We start from the raw sequence: 16,862 nt of genomic DNA on the forward strand, positions 1-16,862 counted from the left end.
TGAGCAATGAATGCAAATAACAACAAATCCGAAAAAAGACCAGGTAAGTTTGCTAAATTGCTAAATTTTATTTTTAGTGTGTTTAGTGTATTGTTAATTAGTATCTTTTTAAGTATTTTGATTGAATGGCTGGGCATCATATTTGATTGGTGGGAATTACCCAAGCACTATCATGCCAAGAGTATGTTTGACGCTGAACTTAATTGGGCATTGGGTGACTTTTTATCAAACAATACTTTTTACAAAAATACATTTTTGCACATTTTCGAAAAGTCTTATTATTGGACAGTGCAAAGAACAGGTTTGGAGTGGTTGAGTAATAATTCTGATTATTTAGTACAGTATATTCTAGCTGCAATTTATATTATTCAAGTTGTTGTTATTAGATTAATTGTTATTATTTGTGCCATTCCCGCTTTTATTATTCTTAATGTTTTCTTTATCGCAGATGGGCTCTTTATCAGACAACTAAGAAAACTATCGGGCGCAACTGAGAGTGCCTACATATATCATCACTCTAAGAGATGGATCAAGCCCTTAATTGGTTTTCCAATTGTGCTTTTACTTGCCTCACCATGGCCTGTGCACCCATCAATATTTATATTGTTCGTAAGTATTGTGCCTGGGTTTTTTATATGGATGAGTGTGGCTTATTTTAAGAAGCATTTATAGTCAGAACAAAACTATCACACCAAGGTGCGGTGTGTAGAATTAATGCAATTCTCACAAAATCATGAATAATACGCTAAATTAATTTAAAACAATAGAAGGTTAAGTAAGATGGATGACAAGCACGAAAGTAATAGTAAAACAGACCAATTTGGCGAAGAGTTAAAACCAAAGGGTAGTAGAAAAGTCTTTATCGTAAGTATATTGGCGTTTTCTCTTGTAGTTATAACGGCTGCTGCATATTTTTTTCTCATTCAGCAGAAACAGAATGGCAATGAGGCGATTGCGTATCGGGACTCTTTAAGCTCAATCCTTAAAAAACCCAGTAACAATAATAACAATAATGGCGGTGTTAAAAATACAGGCATTAAAATTAACCCAGCAACCAATAAACAAAGTGATAAACCTGAATCCAATACCTCTTTAAAAGACAACGGTGGAATAGCGGAATCTTTTAAAGAAGCATTAGAGTTAATGCGTAAAAAACAGCAAAACATAATAAATAAGCTAACCAAAGCCAACCAACAATCCTTAAATGAAATTAAAGATAGTATTGCTGAAAACCAAAGAAGCAATAAATTAGATCAACATCGTCTTATTGAAAAAACAAACCAAAACCAACAGACAATATTTGAAAAGTTGCGTTCGTTATTTGAAGCCAAAAATAAAAAATCAGAAGCAGAAAACTTTGCAACATTAAAACCAAAAGTAGGATTTGAATTAGTCGGCATTAGTTTGTGGGACTCAGTGCCAAAGGCAGAAATAAGATACCAAGGACACATATCTATTGTGAGCATAGGTAGCATAAGGCTCAATTGGAAAGTTATAGATATAAATTTTGATAAAGAGCAAATAACGGTCATAAAAAATGGACAAAAGGCCGTATTGGAGAAAATAATATGATTAACTATGGCGTTCAAACAATAGCTGTAATCAGAAGAATACTAATCGGTGTTACTACATTCTTTCTTTTACTTGTAGTCTCAATAAATGTTAATGCTGTCAACAAAACAAAAATAGACAACACAAAGATAATCTACACTAGCGTTACAAAACAACAGTTAATGGAAACAGAAGTGAAGTTTTTTGGCATAACAAAGGAAGAATATACCCGTGCTAAAACCTATCAATCTTTAGCACTTGAGATGGACAAGAACAACACGCTTTCGACTCTAGAAATTTTAGGAGTCTATGCTGAAACAGAGGCAGAAAAACGCAAATATGCACGTAAATTTGCTAAGTTGTTCCATCAATACACAGATAAAGTTTTGAGTTTTCAAAAATTAGTCATGCAAGAGAATAAAAGACTGACAGGCGATCAATCTATGTTTGACTATACACGAGTCCAAAAAGAAAAATTACAGTCAAAAAGAATATCAAAAATTATAGACATCAACGATTGCGACGACCTTTGTAAAGCTGATGTAAAAAAGTTAATCGAAGTTGCTTTTATTTTTCCAGTTGACCTATATTTTAAAAATACAACCAATTTAGAAATCCAGAGATGGGCATCAGAACTAGCGATTAAAAGTGATGAGGTTGACCAAGGTTTTATCACTCTTAATCACGCATATTAAATTAAAGATAGGAAATAAATATGAGCAATATGCCAAACACACCAAGAACAATTATCATTACATTCTCAGTAATAATGATGAGCAACATTTCTGTTTATGCTATAGATAAATATCAAACCCCTTTTTTTGATACCAACTCTAAATTGTTTTATGCGATTGGCGGTGCTAACCGAATACGACCGCCATTGACACCTAATGCAAATGTAAAAATCGGGCTAGGTGGTACTGCTAATCTTGGATATTCATGTGGAAAGTTTGATATTAGTGCAGCATTTAAAAACACTATGGACAACTTTAAAAATGGTGTAGATGATGCCGTAAATGCAGTGACTAACTCAGCCAATGCTGCTATCAGTTCTTTACCGGCTTTAACACTACAAAGAGCAATGCCTGGATTGTATGATATGTTTCAAGAATATAAACTTGATGCAGAAACTGAGATTAACATTGCTAACAAATCTTGTGAAGAGATGGAAGTAGAGATTGCAAAGGGTGAAAATCCGTATGCCGACTTTTTTCAAAATTCTAAATCTGAGGCATGGAGAGAAGAAGCAGACAAAGGAGCGCTACTAACAAAAACGAAAGAAAAAATAGAAAAAACTGCTGGAGATAATGGTATTACTGAATTTGGTGAGAAGGTAGGGGGCATAGGTCAACCACCAATGAAGGTTGTTGAAAATGCAATAACTTCTGGTTATAACTATACGCAAGGCAATACTAACAACCCCACTCAAGCATCTAATGCACCTGCTGATACTGAACTTGGACAAACCTTTCCTGATAGTAGTAGCGCTGTCATTTGGGCAACAGATGTGCTAGGCGAATTTGAGATTAACAACAAATTACCAATTACAAAAATTGGCTCAGGTTTACACCCTAAAGTTAAGCAAGAAAAAGAATTAGCAACAAGTCAATTAAACAATGGCGAATTTGATAAACTTGGATTTGGGTCAGAAGTCCTTGATAAAATCAAAAATTTAAGCATTAAAGACCAAAGCAGTGTTTATTCTAATCTAATAGATGATATTGCCATTGCGAGAACCATCAAGAAAGGTTTAATTGTCAGAAGATTGCTTTTATCTGGCAATCAAGCAGAGACATCTGATGAAAGGGATAAAAAAATCGCACTACTTGAGCGAGATATTGAATCACTTATGTTCGAGCGAAGAGTTAGGCAAGAACTCGCAAACAATACCATACTAGAAGTTTTGAAAATTAGAGCGCCTGAAGGCAATACAGATAACTTTAAAGTGCCAGATAATAATCCTTTTTTGTAGTGCGTAATCTACCAGAGATAGGATAAAAATGGATTTCTCAACAACAATGGATTCGCTTTCGTGGGAATTTTATAACAGGTTCTATCGGGTGCTAGTTGATTATGGTATTGTGTATTTGCCGTTATTAATATTTTTATATCAGAACTGGCTGTCTGAAGATATTTTAGGTACAGATGCCAACCAAACAATAGTTGCAATGTCAGTCAAAAGAATGTTGGTCAGCGTCAGCATATTCTTTTTTCTTTTTTACCTAGCATTCTCTCCAATAGTGCCTCTATCAGATGTTAATAATTTTAGATCAGCAGACCCGATACCCGCCTATGATTCTGATTTTAATAGGAACTTAAAAAAAGCAGGTGATAAATTTTTAGCTCATGATATTGAAATTAAATTACCTCTGCTATGGGCAGGCATGGCAATTTTTACGCATAGTATCACAAAAACCTTTTTGGATTCATTGCCGAAGACGGCAGGTGACATTCGGGGGGCGATGGCGACAGTGATTAAAAACAGTTCAATTAAAACACCTTTTGTTAGGAATCAGTATAGTCATTTTTATAATCAATGCTTCTTGCCTGCTCAAGGTAAATTTAATTTTATGAAAGATAGGGGTGATATAACTGTCAATGATTGGTGGGGGAATGATGCTGAATTAAGTGATTATAACTGGGTAGGTGGTAAGTATTATCTCGAGACTGAGGGGTTTTACAAACCCTGTCCAGTTGGCGGAAAATGTGAGAAAGACCCAATGATACCAGCTGGTATTACAGCAAAGTTTACTGGCATTGATGTTAGTTGTGAATGGCTTTGGAGCACCAATGGAGGTTTAAGAAAAAACCTAATCAAAGAGTTTAAACTTGACTCTAGTAACTCAGATTTTTGGATTAACAATCAACTTAGACATCGTTTAAACAACAATTCAGGCGTAGGAATACAAAAAGACCAGGCTGTAAAAAACCTTGAAGAGGGGTCGTGGTTTAGTCTGAATAGTATTACCACTATAGTCAAGCAAGCACTCGCTATAATTGGCGCTTGGATGACAGAATTCGTTTTAGAGATTGTATCGACTGCTATTATTGCATTCCTACCTCTAGGGAAAGCAATTGCATTGGCATTTTTTGTAATTATCTTGCCTATTACTATGCTTGTATCAGCACTCAGAATTGATATTTTTATCAGATTTTTGATGTATTACTTTACTATTAGTTTTTTAACTGTTATTTGGGCAATTGTTGCTTTTATTGACAATAATATTATGAATATTCTAGCTGGAAAAACTGGAGAAGGTTCGGGGTCTGGCGTTATGGAAACCGCATCTCAAATAGTTGCACACACAACGCTCACGGGTTCTTTGATTTCAATAGCGACCACTTATCTTTATTATCAGGCAACCAAAAAATGGCTGGCATTAATGGCAATGGCAGGCGCTCAAGGAGCGAAAGAAGCCTCTAGTGCAATGAATGAGGTGGGGAGTACTGGAAAAGAAGCAGGTGACACTGTTGGAAATAAAATTAAAAAATAGTATTTTTTTTTCATCACGATTTTGAGTAAAATTAATGATAGAAAGTTCTGCCAGGAAATCTCTGAGCTCCATCAAGTCCATTTTGATAAGTTTTAGACTTATCAATAACTCCATCCTCTTCAAAACCATCATCACTAGACTCATGCGACATAGAATGTCCGTCTGAAAATTGACCCATAAATTCAAGTAACTTTATCACAAGCCCTATAAATCCTAAGAAAAGTGCCCACAACACCAATAGTGCCTTCCAAGTAATTAAAGGTGCTTTTTCGATAAATAGTAATAGGTTTTTCATAATAATTCTCTAAATAATAATCTTTGTATGGCATCCATTATACGCCAGAGCAAAAAATAATCAAGACTCTAACCGCAAGCCGCAGTGCTACACTGATTTTTGATCACCAATCAAAATAGAATAGTCAGCAATTTAGTATTTTAAAAGACCTGTGTAAGCAGGTCTTTTTTTTGCAACAATCTTTCTGAGTTACAGCAAATCCACAGCCTGCCTCATATCATCCATACTTGGATGCACATAGCCAAGTGTTGTGTGTACATTGCTATGCCCTAGAAGGTTTTGCACTGTTTTAATGTTGGTTTGGGCGTTGTTGGCTAGTTTTGTAGCAAATGTATGACGAAAACGATGCGCAGAAACTCTTAAATTTAGCATTTTAGATGTTTTTACAAAAAACCGAGCCACATGCTCCTCGTTCATTTTATTTGTCTTGTAACGGGGCTTTATTAAAGTGATGTTAAATATTTGACTATTTTCATCTTGAGCGGGAACAATACACACGGTTTTTTGTTTCACTAACAAAATACTATCAATAACTTGCTGATTGATTGGCACTGTATATTCTCGTTTGGTTTTTGAACTGTCTGCCCTTAATACAAGGTGCCTGTTGTCCAAATCAAAATCAGACCAAGTCAAGCCAACTAATTGTTTGCGGCGAATACCTGTGTAATGTAGAGTGGTGATGACACAAGACCAGAACCAGCCATATTCAATACTATTACAAAATGTAAACAAGTCTTGAATTTCTTGTTCACTTAACAAATATCGCCTACTGGGATAATGGACAATAGATTTTATTTTTGTAAGTGGATTTTCTTGAATCAACTCAAATTTTATAGCTGTTTGTAGCAAAGCTCGAAGGTGCCTACGATAATTGTTCCAATTACCTTTACTTGAACGACTTAAGATGTCATCCCTCCATTTTAGAATGGTTTCATGCTCTATAGCTGAGATGTGTTTAACACCCGTGTCTTTAATAAATATTGATACGACAGAATGGTATTTATCTATTGTTGCTTCAGATAATATGTTTTCTCTTGTGTGTAACTTAACTAATTCTTGCAATTTCATATGTTTTCCTTGTATTATTAAAAGTGATACAAGTAGCCAATAAAAATAAAGTGAGTTATTGAGTCATTTTTTAGAGAATTAAAGCAAGACTGATGAGTATTTTATTATAAAAAGCAAGATGTCACTAAAGCTTTTCAATTAATTGATTTAAAGTTGTGGGCAGAATAACGCTTGCCGCTTGCTATATCTTTGAATTTTTAATAATAATACTTGTATTTTTAAAAAGTTAATATATAATTGACACAAAGAGAAGTGAATAATATTTATTGTCATATATCTCTAATTGAAAAATAGCGGGAACGGACTTTTAATCCGCTGGTCGAGCGTTCAAATCGCTCACGCCCCACCATACACCATAAGGGTTTCAGAGATGAAGCCCTTTTTTACGCACGAAGCAAAAGCCGACAATTTAGGCAATAGGGTTTAAATTAACTATTTGAGACCTTTGCATAAATATGAATAATCATCAAAACGCCATCTTTCATCAAATTACAAACTTTTTAAAAACACCCTTGGCCTGCTAGGAGTGGATTTAAAAAATTTCCAATTTAATAAAATCTGTCATTTTGCTAATCATCCCTATTTATGCAAAGGTCTCTATTTTTTCTAAATGCTTGGAACGCATTGTCATTTTTAAATCGCTATGACCCAGTGTTTTTTTGAAGTGAGAATATCACCGCTGTTCATCATAAAATGACTGGCGAATGAATGCTTTAAAATGTGGGTGAGTTGTCCTTTTGGTAGGTCAATCTAAGTTTGATATTACACGCTTAAAAGTCATATGACCGTCGGTGAGTGGGTGGTGGTTTTAACCTCATCGGCTAGTGATTGGCCGATTGGTAATTGACGCACTTTGCCACTTTTTGTGCCTGATAGGGTGATACGGTTGTTATTTATCTTACTGGCTTTTTATGGTAAAAAAGTAGACGGCACTTCTGAGATTGTATCAAACAATAACGGAACAGGGGTTGCTTATGAAGAAGTTACTTTAGGAGTGTATCAGGATTCGGGGCTTTTGACTCAAGAACATGGAGCGGTGTTGCACGGGTAATGTAATCTAGTAAGTCATAAAAAATACCGACTTTTTAGTCGGTATTTTTTTTCCCATTCTAAAATCCACTAATTTTATAAAAAATCACTGCAAAGCCATTGAGTGGAAAAATTACCTTGACAAGGTCGAACCTTGTCAGTTAATTTTTAGCAATTATTACATCTTTTTTTTGGTTACCTCCCCATTTTTTTAGGTATCATTAAACATTACATCACATCACAACCAACAGGACAACCCCATGTCAGGGCAAACAAAATACTTCATCAGCAACACCAACGGCTTCTTTGTCAACTGGTATTCCGATATCACCGGAGTTGAATCTCACGGACAAGCATTAAAAGCATCTGGCAATAGTGGAGACGATGCCGTCTATGTAGGACAAGGCACCAAAGTCGATGCAACAGGGCTTACTTCAACAGGTGGCAATGATTCAATTTATTTAACCGGCACTTTTAACAACTACGAACAAACACTAGATGGCAATACCTACACCTTCAAAAGAACGGTTACTATTAACGATACTGAATACCAAGAAGAAGTCTCCTTCACAGCCTCTAATGGCGACAAGGTTTATTTTGCAAATGGTTTTTTTAAGATTGATATAGCAGGCAATGATGGGCTATCAAATGCAGGCGTTTTTCAGAAAATTAAATCCACTGATATTGACTCCAGTTCAAGCACACCCACCGACCCTTTAACCAGTCAACCCGCCATTGACAAAGGTGGTGCTACTAAAGTATTTATTTCTGATAACAACGGTGAGCACATTACCCCTGGTGTCAAAGGCTCAGTATTTAAGATATCTGGCAATAGTGGCAATGACACAGTTTATGTTGCCAAAGGCACAAAAGTTGATGCAACAGGACTCACCTCAACAGGTGGTAACGATGTTGTTTATTTAACCGGCACTTTTAACAACTACGAACAAACACTAGATGGCATTACCTACACCTTCAAAAGAACGGTTACTATTGGCGATACCGATTACCAAGAAGAAGTCTCCTTCACAGCCTCTAATGGCGATAGGGTTTATTTTGCAGATGGTTTTGTTAAGATTGATATAACAGGCGATGATGGGCTATCAGAAGCAGGTGCTTTTAAGAGAATTATATCCACTGATATTGACGGTAGTGAGTCAACTCCAGGTTTGGGGATTGGTTTAAGTATTACTGATGATTTAGCAGAAACAAGCATCATTAACAAGGCAAAGGTAGGCACAGATATTACCTATACTTTTACTTTTAAAGATGATGTTACTGGTTTTGATAAAACTGATATTGAAGTGACAGGTGGAACAAAAGGTGCTTTCAGTGGCAGTGGCAGTGTTTATTCGTTAGTAGTCAGAGTGACAGATAACTCAACAACTGACTTATTTGTTGGTGTGGCAAAAGATGCGGCAATTGGAGGAAGTATTGGCACAGAATACGCTAGTAATAGTCATAAAGTTGATACCGTTGTACCCAGCAAACCCATAAGTTTAGATTTAGCCACAGAGGACGATTCAGGCACAAGTAATAGTGACAACCTAACTAATAAAACCTCAAACCTCACCATCACAGGCAGTGCAGAAGTCGGTGCTACTATAAGATTATACAATGGTACCAACACAACAGCCATAGGCTCTGAAATAGTAAAGGCTAATGGCACATTCTCTATTGATATCAGTTTAACCCAAAGCACAACTCCACACAGCATTACCGCAAGAGCAACAGATGCTGCGGGTAATGAAAGTTTGGTTTCTGATGCTTTGGCGATTACTGTGGATACTACTACTGCTACTCTCACCGCACAAGCAATGAGCGTTATCTTGGGTGAAGACTCTAACCTAGTAATTGACTTTAGTGAAAACATCAAAGCCGGCACAGGCAATATTGTCATTCATAAAGCCAGCGACAATACCATTGTAGAAACCATTGCTATTGACAATAGTAAAATTAGCATTGCTAACGATAAACTTACTATTAATCCTACTGCTGATTTAACTGAAGGCACTTATTACATCAAAATGGCATCTGGCGTAATCACCGATATGGCAGGCAATGTCTTTGCAGGTATCACTAATTTAGGTGCTGACACCACTTGGGCATTTAAAACCAAAGCACTTTTTACCACAGTTATGGTAGAAGGTTTGAATGATGGTTATATTAACTACTCTGAAAAATCTACTGTTGAAATATCAGGTGTAATCACTAGTGGAGGTGATAATCCTACCATTAATAAAGTTGAATTTTTTAAAGACGGTTCAAGCGATGCCATAAAAACAATAAACAATGTTTCTGTTGATAATAATAAAATTTGGAAAATTGAGAATAACGAGTTAGTGGCGCTTAATTTAGACGATGGCTCTTACACGCTTAAGATTACCTTAGCAGATGGTGGCACATCCGTTACATCAATTTTCCCAACCAGTGGTTCGATAATTATTGACACCTTAGCACCAACGGCATTAAATGTAACGGCAACACTTATTTCAAATACAGATTCTGATATCACAGTAACAAGCACAGATTCTAGTGTGGGTTATTTGGTTCACAACTCATTGTCTGGCGATGCGATTAATACAGTTGCTAAACTTGAGGCTTTAGTAGCTGGCAATAAAGTCAATAAAGTAACGGGATTAGGGGGTGATGCTCGTAGTTTTAACCCGCATGATTTAATAGAGGGTACTTATAATTGGTATTTAGCTGACCAAGCAGGAAATATTTCAGCTGAATCTAATGATGTGGTAATGGACAACACTGCCCCAATCCTAACAACACAAGCTTCGGCCGAATTGGGTGAAACCTCAGACCTGATACTTGATTTTAATGAAGACATTCAAGCAGGTAGTACAGGTAGTATTGTTATTAAAGGTAGTGATGATGGAGTAATAGCAACCATTAATATTGCTGAGACAACTAAATTCAGCATTGCTGGCGATAAACTCACCATTGATGTGTCAGCATTAGGTTTAACTGATAATAAATTAACCCAAGGCAGTTACTATATCACCATGGATGCAGGCACAGTAACTGACATAGCGGGTAACGATGCTGCTGCCATTACTAAAGATACTAACCAATGGGCATTTGAAACCAAAGCACTTTTTACCACAATCGCTTGGATAGGTGCCGATGATAACTACATTAATAACACAGAGAAAGGAACAGACTTACTCTCAGGTGTTGTTATCAGCACAACCACAACCCCAACGATTGAAGAAATTAGATTTTACGAGGTAACAAATGGTGTAACTTCATCAACTGCTGCCTTTACCATTGCTAAATCAAATATTACCCAGCCTGCAACAGTAAGCGGTGTTGCTAAATCTTGGTCTATTACAGATGCCAATATGCCAGATTTAGCAGATGGCAAAACTTATATCGCTAAAATTGACTTAAAAGACGGCAGCACAGAAGTTACTAAAACCAGCAAAGCAGTAACTTACGACTTCACTGCCCCAACAGTTAGTAGCGTAGTATTTACTAGTAACCCAGGTGCTGATAAGACTTACAAAGCAGGTGATACTGTTGAAATAACGGTTACCATGAGTGAGAATACAACCGTAACTGACAGCCCAAGAATTGCACTATTATCTGGCAAATATGCAACTTATGCATCGGGTTCAGGTTCAGATAAATTGATATTTACATATACCGTTGCAACTGGTGATACTGATGCTAATGGATTAGCAATTGTTGCAAATGCGCTCAATTTAAATGGTGGTACGCTTACAGATACTGCAGGCAACACAGCAGTAATAACACACGCTGCTGTAGCCGATAATGCTGAGCATATGGTTGACACTACGCTACCAACACTCATTATTAGCAATAATATAACAGGAGACGCTGGCATTAATGCCAATATCACCTATACCTTTAGCTTTGGTGAAGCAGTTATAAACTTTGACGAAACTGATATTAGCGTAAGCAACGGCAAGAAAGGCTTGTTCACCAAAGTGAATGACACACGCTACACCCTAATCGTTACTCAAACAGGCTCAGCAAATGACATAACCGTTAGCGTTGCTACTGGTGCAGCAAAAGACAGTGCAGGGAATCTCAGCATTAGCGCACAATCCGTACAAACAACAGATTTAGAAAGACCCACCATTGCCATTAGCATGGACAACACCAATTTTTTGAGAAATGGCGACACCGCAACCGTTACCTTTGATTTTAGTGAAGCACTGGCAACAAGCAGTTTTAACCTTAATGACATCACCACAGCCAATGGCAACCTCACTAATTTAAGCATTGATAGCACCAATCTTAGTCGTTATACCGCCACCTACACAGCAACAAAAAACATAGATTCTATCCATATCAGTTTTTTCATTACCACAGGCTGGACAGATATCGCCGGCAATACGCCCGCAGCACCTATCCAAGTATCTGTAACCTCTGAGCATCAATCTTCGCCTATCTTAGCTGTCAAACAAGGTGAAGACCAATACCTTAATGCAACAGAATCCACCATTAACATAGAAATTGCCTTACAACCAGATGCCAAAAAAGATGACAAAATTCAGCTTAAAACCAGCTCAAAAACACTGGGCAATCCTTATATTATTACACAAGCTGATATTGACAATGGCAAGTGCCTGATTGAGGTTAATAAAGCAATCTTAGGCGGTGATGGCACAGAAGTCGGCATCATCGCATTTATGCAAGACCAATCAGGCAATGTCAGTAAAGACAGTAATGTGCTATTAATCACCATAGATGAAACACCGCCATTACCCATTGCCAATAGTTGGTGGCATATTAACACCCCGCCAACGGGACAAAATGCCTTTATATTAGGTGATCTCATTGAACTCAGTCTTACCACAGACGAATCTTTAAAATTTGGCAATACCACTGGTTCTCAACTCATAATGGACGACAAAGTATTTACCCTTGACACATTCAAATCCAGTGCCACTAGCAACAAACAACTTGTCTTTACCCATCAAGTCCAAGCCAATGAAACCATGGCACGGCAACAAGCCGTTATTAGTGCCGATAAAATCACCCTCAACGGAGTTACCGACCTAGCAGGAAACACACTTGATCTATCCACTTTAGCAGAAACAAGCCTCTACTCATCTGCCATTTTTTATCAACCTAGCACCCATCCTTTTGACAGCATCAACACCACTAACAACGCCACCCCAACCTTCGCTGATATTGACCAAGACGGCGACCTAGACCTCATTATCGGCAATGCCACAGGCACATTGTCGTATTACCAAAATAAAAACAACAGCGGCACCAACAGTTTTACCAAAATAACCCTAAATAACCCCTTCCAAAACATTCAACATACCAACGCCACCCCAACCTTTGCTGATATTGACCAAGACGGCGACCTAGACCTTATTGTTGGTGCCGGCGATGGCAAACTCTATTTCTACAAAAACACCCAACAAAGTTTCAACCTCGTTGCCTCAAACTTCAACCCATTCAGCCACATCAGCATCGGCGCAAACGCCACCCCAACCTTCGCCGACATCAACCAAGACGGCTACCTAGACCTCATCATCGGCAACACTACAGGCAAACTAACCTATTACCAAAACACCAAAAATACCTTTACCAAAGTCAGTGCCATCAACAACCCTTTCCAAAACATTACTCACGCTAACGCCAGCCCAACTTTTGTTGACATCGACCAAGACGGCGACTTAGACCTTGTAATAGGCGATTCAAATGGCAAACTGCACTATTACCAAAACACCATCGGTGTGTTCACTGTGCAAACTGGTAGCAATAACCCAATTGCCAATATTGCCGTTAGTAATAACGCCAAACCAACCTTTGCCGACATAGACAGCAACGGCACCTTAGATTTAATCATAGGCGATCAAAACGGCTTACAATACTACCAACGCCAGCACTCAGAAGTAATTGATACCCTAGCGCCTAGGGTAACCCTTCTGATTAAAAACACCACACTACTCAAGGGTGAAAGCACCCAAGTGATATTTAATTTTAGTGAAGCTGTGAAAGGTTTTAGCCTGAGTAATCTCAGTGCTGACAACGCTACATTCAGTGCTGACAACGCTACATTAGGACAGTTAAAACTCAATCCTAATCGCCACAGCACCCAGCCATTTTCTTATATTGCCACCTTGACCCCAACTGACGACATCAACAAAGACAAAAACCGCATTACTGTAAATACCAACTGGCACGACCTAAACGGCAACACACCCGCCGCCAGTCTAACCTTAGGCAATTATCAAGTCTTCACCGACACCAACCGCATCAAACCACAAGGCTGGAAGAGTAATCAACTTCCTAGCGGACAAGAAGCGTTTGCCCAAGGCGATACTATTACCATTACCTTAAAGCTAACGGGTAATATCAAGGTTGACAACGAGCAAGCTTATTTGATTATTAGCGGTAAGCGTTTTGAGGTTGATAAAGCAGCTTTTGACGGTGCAACGGATAAAACTGTTTTGACCTTTACTTATACCGTGAAAGCGGGAGACACTTTAGGTTTGTCTGACTTTGTTGTTGATAAAGAGCAGGTCTTTTTAACAGGTGTTACGGATGCTTCGGATAATGCTATTGATATAGCGACAATGCCAGATCAGGTGCAGTTAGGATTAGGAGGGCAGGGCTTGTTTAAATTATCTGCGTCACTTACACTTAATAATGATACACCTACAACTGATGGCAAAGCAATACAACAATTTTATGCAGATATTAATGCTGATGGTTATATGGATGTTATTTCAACGCATAACTATGCAGCCATTCTAGGTAAACTCTATTTTTATTTCTTCCAAGGTTCTGCCGACGGCTTGCAGTTTAAAGAAGGGGCGGGCACACTTTTTTATCAATCGGATTCTCTTGACTCTGATCAGGTGAAAGGCGGTGAACTAAATTCAGCTGCTTTTGCTGATGTTGATAGCGATGGCGATTTAGATATGCTGGTCGGACAGACATCTGGCAATCTAAGATATTTTGAAAATGCAAACGGTGTTTACAGTTTGAACGATGGACATTCATTATCCCACATCAGTCATTTCGGCATCACCACCCCCACCTTCGCCGACATCGATGCAGACGGCGATGCAGATGTCGTCGTCGGTGACTCCCGCGGCGGCCTGCGCTACTTCACCAATCACCAAGGTGTATTCACCCAACAAACAGGCACAAACAACCCCTTCACCATGGATGTCGGCGAAAACAGTAAACCCGCCTTCGCTGATGTCGATGCAGACGGTGATTTAGACCTGCTAATAGGCAGCAATTCTGGCTGGCATTATTATAAAAACATCAACAACATATGGAGATTGCAAACAAACGAAAACAACCCATTCAATAACTTTAAAGAAGGCACCCCCAATTTTGTAGATGTTGATTTTGACGGCAAGATGGATTTAGTCGTTACCACAAAGCATAAAACCTATTATTATCACAACATCCAACGCCCCATCATCGATACCACACCCCCCGAAGCCCCCAGCATTAAAATCCACGACACCTCCCTCGCCACAGGCGACACCACCCTAGTCGAATTCCATTTTAAAGAAAAAGTCCTAGACTTTACAACAGATGACATCACCGCTGAAAATGCCAGTCTCAGTGAATTTAGGCAAAACACAGGTTTAGGTCCCTTCGTCTGGACAGCAATCCTCACCCCCGATACAGGCATTACAGACAGCATAAACACCCTTACTATTGGCACCGATTGGCACGATGTCGCCGGCAATAAGCCCAGCCAACCCAGCACCTCAGCCAACTACAAAGTCATCAACCAAGAGCCACCCAAAATCAGCACCACCACCACCGACTGGGTCTTCAACACCCCACCCGCAGGACAAAAATACTTCTCCATCGGCGACACAATGACCCTCACCCTAACCGTCAGCGAAGCCGTCCAAGTAGCTGATACCAGTGCCTACATCACTGTTGCCAACAAACGCTTCAACATCAACAAATCCGCTTTTGACACTAGTACCGATAAAACCAAACTCAGTTTCGACTACACCGTCGTTAAAGGCGACCACCTAATTATTGGTGATTTCATTGTCAATAATACCCATTTAACAGAGATAACTAACGCCTCAGGCGTAGCAGTCAACAACCTAACCACAGAATTAGCTCTATTAAAGAACAGCGACGCCTTCGAACGCAAATCCGGCGCAGAAAACCCTCTAAAATTCATAAACGGCTACCTCGCCAGCAACTACACCTCAGTCCACTTCATAGATTTAGACGATGATGGCATCCAAGAAATAGCCTACAGTGCATGGAAGAGTGTAGGTGAAAATGACTATAGCCAAGTTTTTTATTACAAAAGAACAGACGGCCAAAGCGCTTTCACAGAAATCCCCAGCAGCAATAGCCCCTTTAAAAACCTTGAACGCCAAAAAGTAATGACTTTTGCCGATATGGACAAAGATGGCGATTTAGATCTCTTAACAAATAGCGGCTATTACAAAAATAATAATGGCACATTCGTAAAAATAGAAGTTAATAACAGCCCTTTCGCAACTGTTAATTTTGGCAGCAACACAATGCACACCTTAGTAGATTTAGACAATGATGGCGATATCGACCTAATAACCTCCAATTCTGACGGCGGCGTCCTCTCCTATTATGAAAACAACAACAACACTTACACAATAAAACTCACTCATCCACTCACCGGACTAGATCTAGGCAGCATCGTCAAACTAACCTTCAAAGATTTAGACGGCGACGGCGATTTAGACCTAATATCAGGCAGCGACTACGATGCAAACAATGAGCAAGCCATCAACTACTATAAAAACACTGGCACCGCCACCACCCCTCTTTTCAGCAAACAAGCCGGTGCAAACGATTTTTTTGACAACATCGAACACAACCGCATTCAAATAGGAACTCCCGAATTCGGCGACATTAACAACGATGGAATACTCGATTTTTTCAGTGCAACAGGCAGAAATGTCAACGAAGGAACAAACCTACTCTACTACGCCCAAGGCACCACCCCCATCATCAAAGTCAAAACCATCCACCACCAAGACATGGACGCCATCATCACCTACACCGCCAGCGACAAACTCGCCGAACACTTCAACTGGAACGGCCTCACCCCCGACAACAAATACAGCTCCCTCAAAGACGCCACCATCACCAATTTTGACCTTTCCAACGACACCCTTAATATTTCCTACGCCCTCAAAAACCTAGATGAAAACGCCAAACTCGGCGCCATCACCCTCAGCAAAAGCGGACAAGACAGCATCCTAAGCGTCGGCAGTTTTGATTTTGATATTACCTTAACAGCGGTAGATATCAACACCACTAACCTCAGTCATCTAGTTGACACCGGCACCATCCTTATCTAACATTATTTTCTTGACAAGGCCGGACCTTGTCAGTTGAACTTAACAATAAAACCAGAAATTAATCAACTTATTTGCTATAGACTTAAA

Annotated in this window: 9 protein-coding genes; 7 read left to right on the forward strand and 2 right to left on the reverse strand. The window is 38.9% G+C overall.

What is annotated here, in order from left to right; translation table 11 throughout:
* Positions 1-6 precede the first annotated feature (6 nt).
* From AB8525_RS00610 to AB8525_RS00630, 5 genes are all read left to right on the forward strand, one after another.
* Positions 7-672 (forward strand): DUF4400 domain-containing protein, encoded by a 666-nt coding sequence (locus AB8525_RS00610; protein WP_369177988.1) that lies wholly within the window; start codon positions 7-9, stop codon positions 670-672.
* 108 nt (positions 673-780) lie between these two features.
* Positions 781-1,572 (forward strand): hypothetical protein, encoded by a 792-nt coding sequence (locus AB8525_RS00615; RefSeq protein WP_369177990.1) that lies wholly within the window; start codon positions 781-783, stop codon positions 1,570-1,572.
* Positions 1,569-2,246 carry a hypothetical protein gene (locus AB8525_RS00620; RefSeq protein WP_369177991.1) on the forward strand — a complete coding sequence of 226 codons (678 nt, stop codon included), beginning with the start codon at positions 1,569-1,571 and terminating at the stop codon, positions 2,244-2,246. Before AB8525_RS00615 ends, AB8525_RS00620 begins: the two co-directional genes overlap by 4 nt.
* Positions 2,247-2,266: 20 nt before the next feature.
* Positions 2,267-3,523, forward strand: coding sequence for a hypothetical protein (locus tag AB8525_RS00625; RefSeq protein ID WP_369177992.1), 1,257 nt, complete (start codon positions 2,267-2,269; stop codon positions 3,521-3,523).
* A 28-nt stretch (positions 3,524-3,551) separates the two neighbouring features.
* A complete protein-coding gene (locus AB8525_RS00630; protein ID WP_369177994.1) occupies positions 3,552-5,045 on the forward strand; it encodes a conjugal transfer protein TraG N-terminal domain-containing protein in 1,494 nt (497 codons plus the stop codon).
* Between the two features lie 31 nt (positions 5,046-5,076).
* Here AB8525_RS00630 and AB8525_RS00635 read toward each other — a convergent pair whose 3' ends face one another.
* Both AB8525_RS00635 and AB8525_RS00640 read right to left on the reverse strand, forming a co-directional pair.
* The gene (locus tag AB8525_RS00635) at positions 5,077-5,340 is read right to left on the reverse strand and encodes a hypothetical protein (protein WP_369177996.1); all 264 of its coding nucleotides are present in this window, start codon (positions 5,338-5,340) and stop codon (positions 5,077-5,079) included.
* 189 nt (positions 5,341-5,529) lie between these two features.
* Entirely contained in the window at positions 5,530-6,408 is an 879-nt protein-coding gene (locus tag AB8525_RS00640; RefSeq protein ID WP_369177998.1) for a tyrosine-type recombinase/integrase, read from the reverse strand.
* Between the two features lie 886 nt (positions 6,409-7,294).
* Here AB8525_RS00640 and AB8525_RS00645 point away from each other — a divergent pair.
* The gene (locus tag AB8525_RS00645) at positions 7,295-7,459 is read left to right on the forward strand and encodes a hypothetical protein (protein WP_369178000.1); all 165 of its coding nucleotides are present in this window, start codon (positions 7,295-7,297) and stop codon (positions 7,457-7,459) included.
* A 238-nt stretch (positions 7,460-7,697) separates the two neighbouring features.
* Entirely contained in the window at positions 7,698-16,775 is a 9,078-nt protein-coding gene (locus tag AB8525_RS00650) for an Ig-like domain-containing protein (RefSeq protein ID WP_369178002.1), read from the forward strand.
* Positions 16,776-16,862 lie beyond the last annotated feature (87 nt).

Origin of the sequence: Candidatus Thiodubiliella endoseptemdiera (assembly GCF_964212635.1) — a bacterium.
GTDB classification, from domain to species: domain Bacteria; phylum Pseudomonadota; class Gammaproteobacteria; order PS1; family Pseudothioglobaceae; genus Thiodubiliella; species Thiodubiliella endoseptemdiera.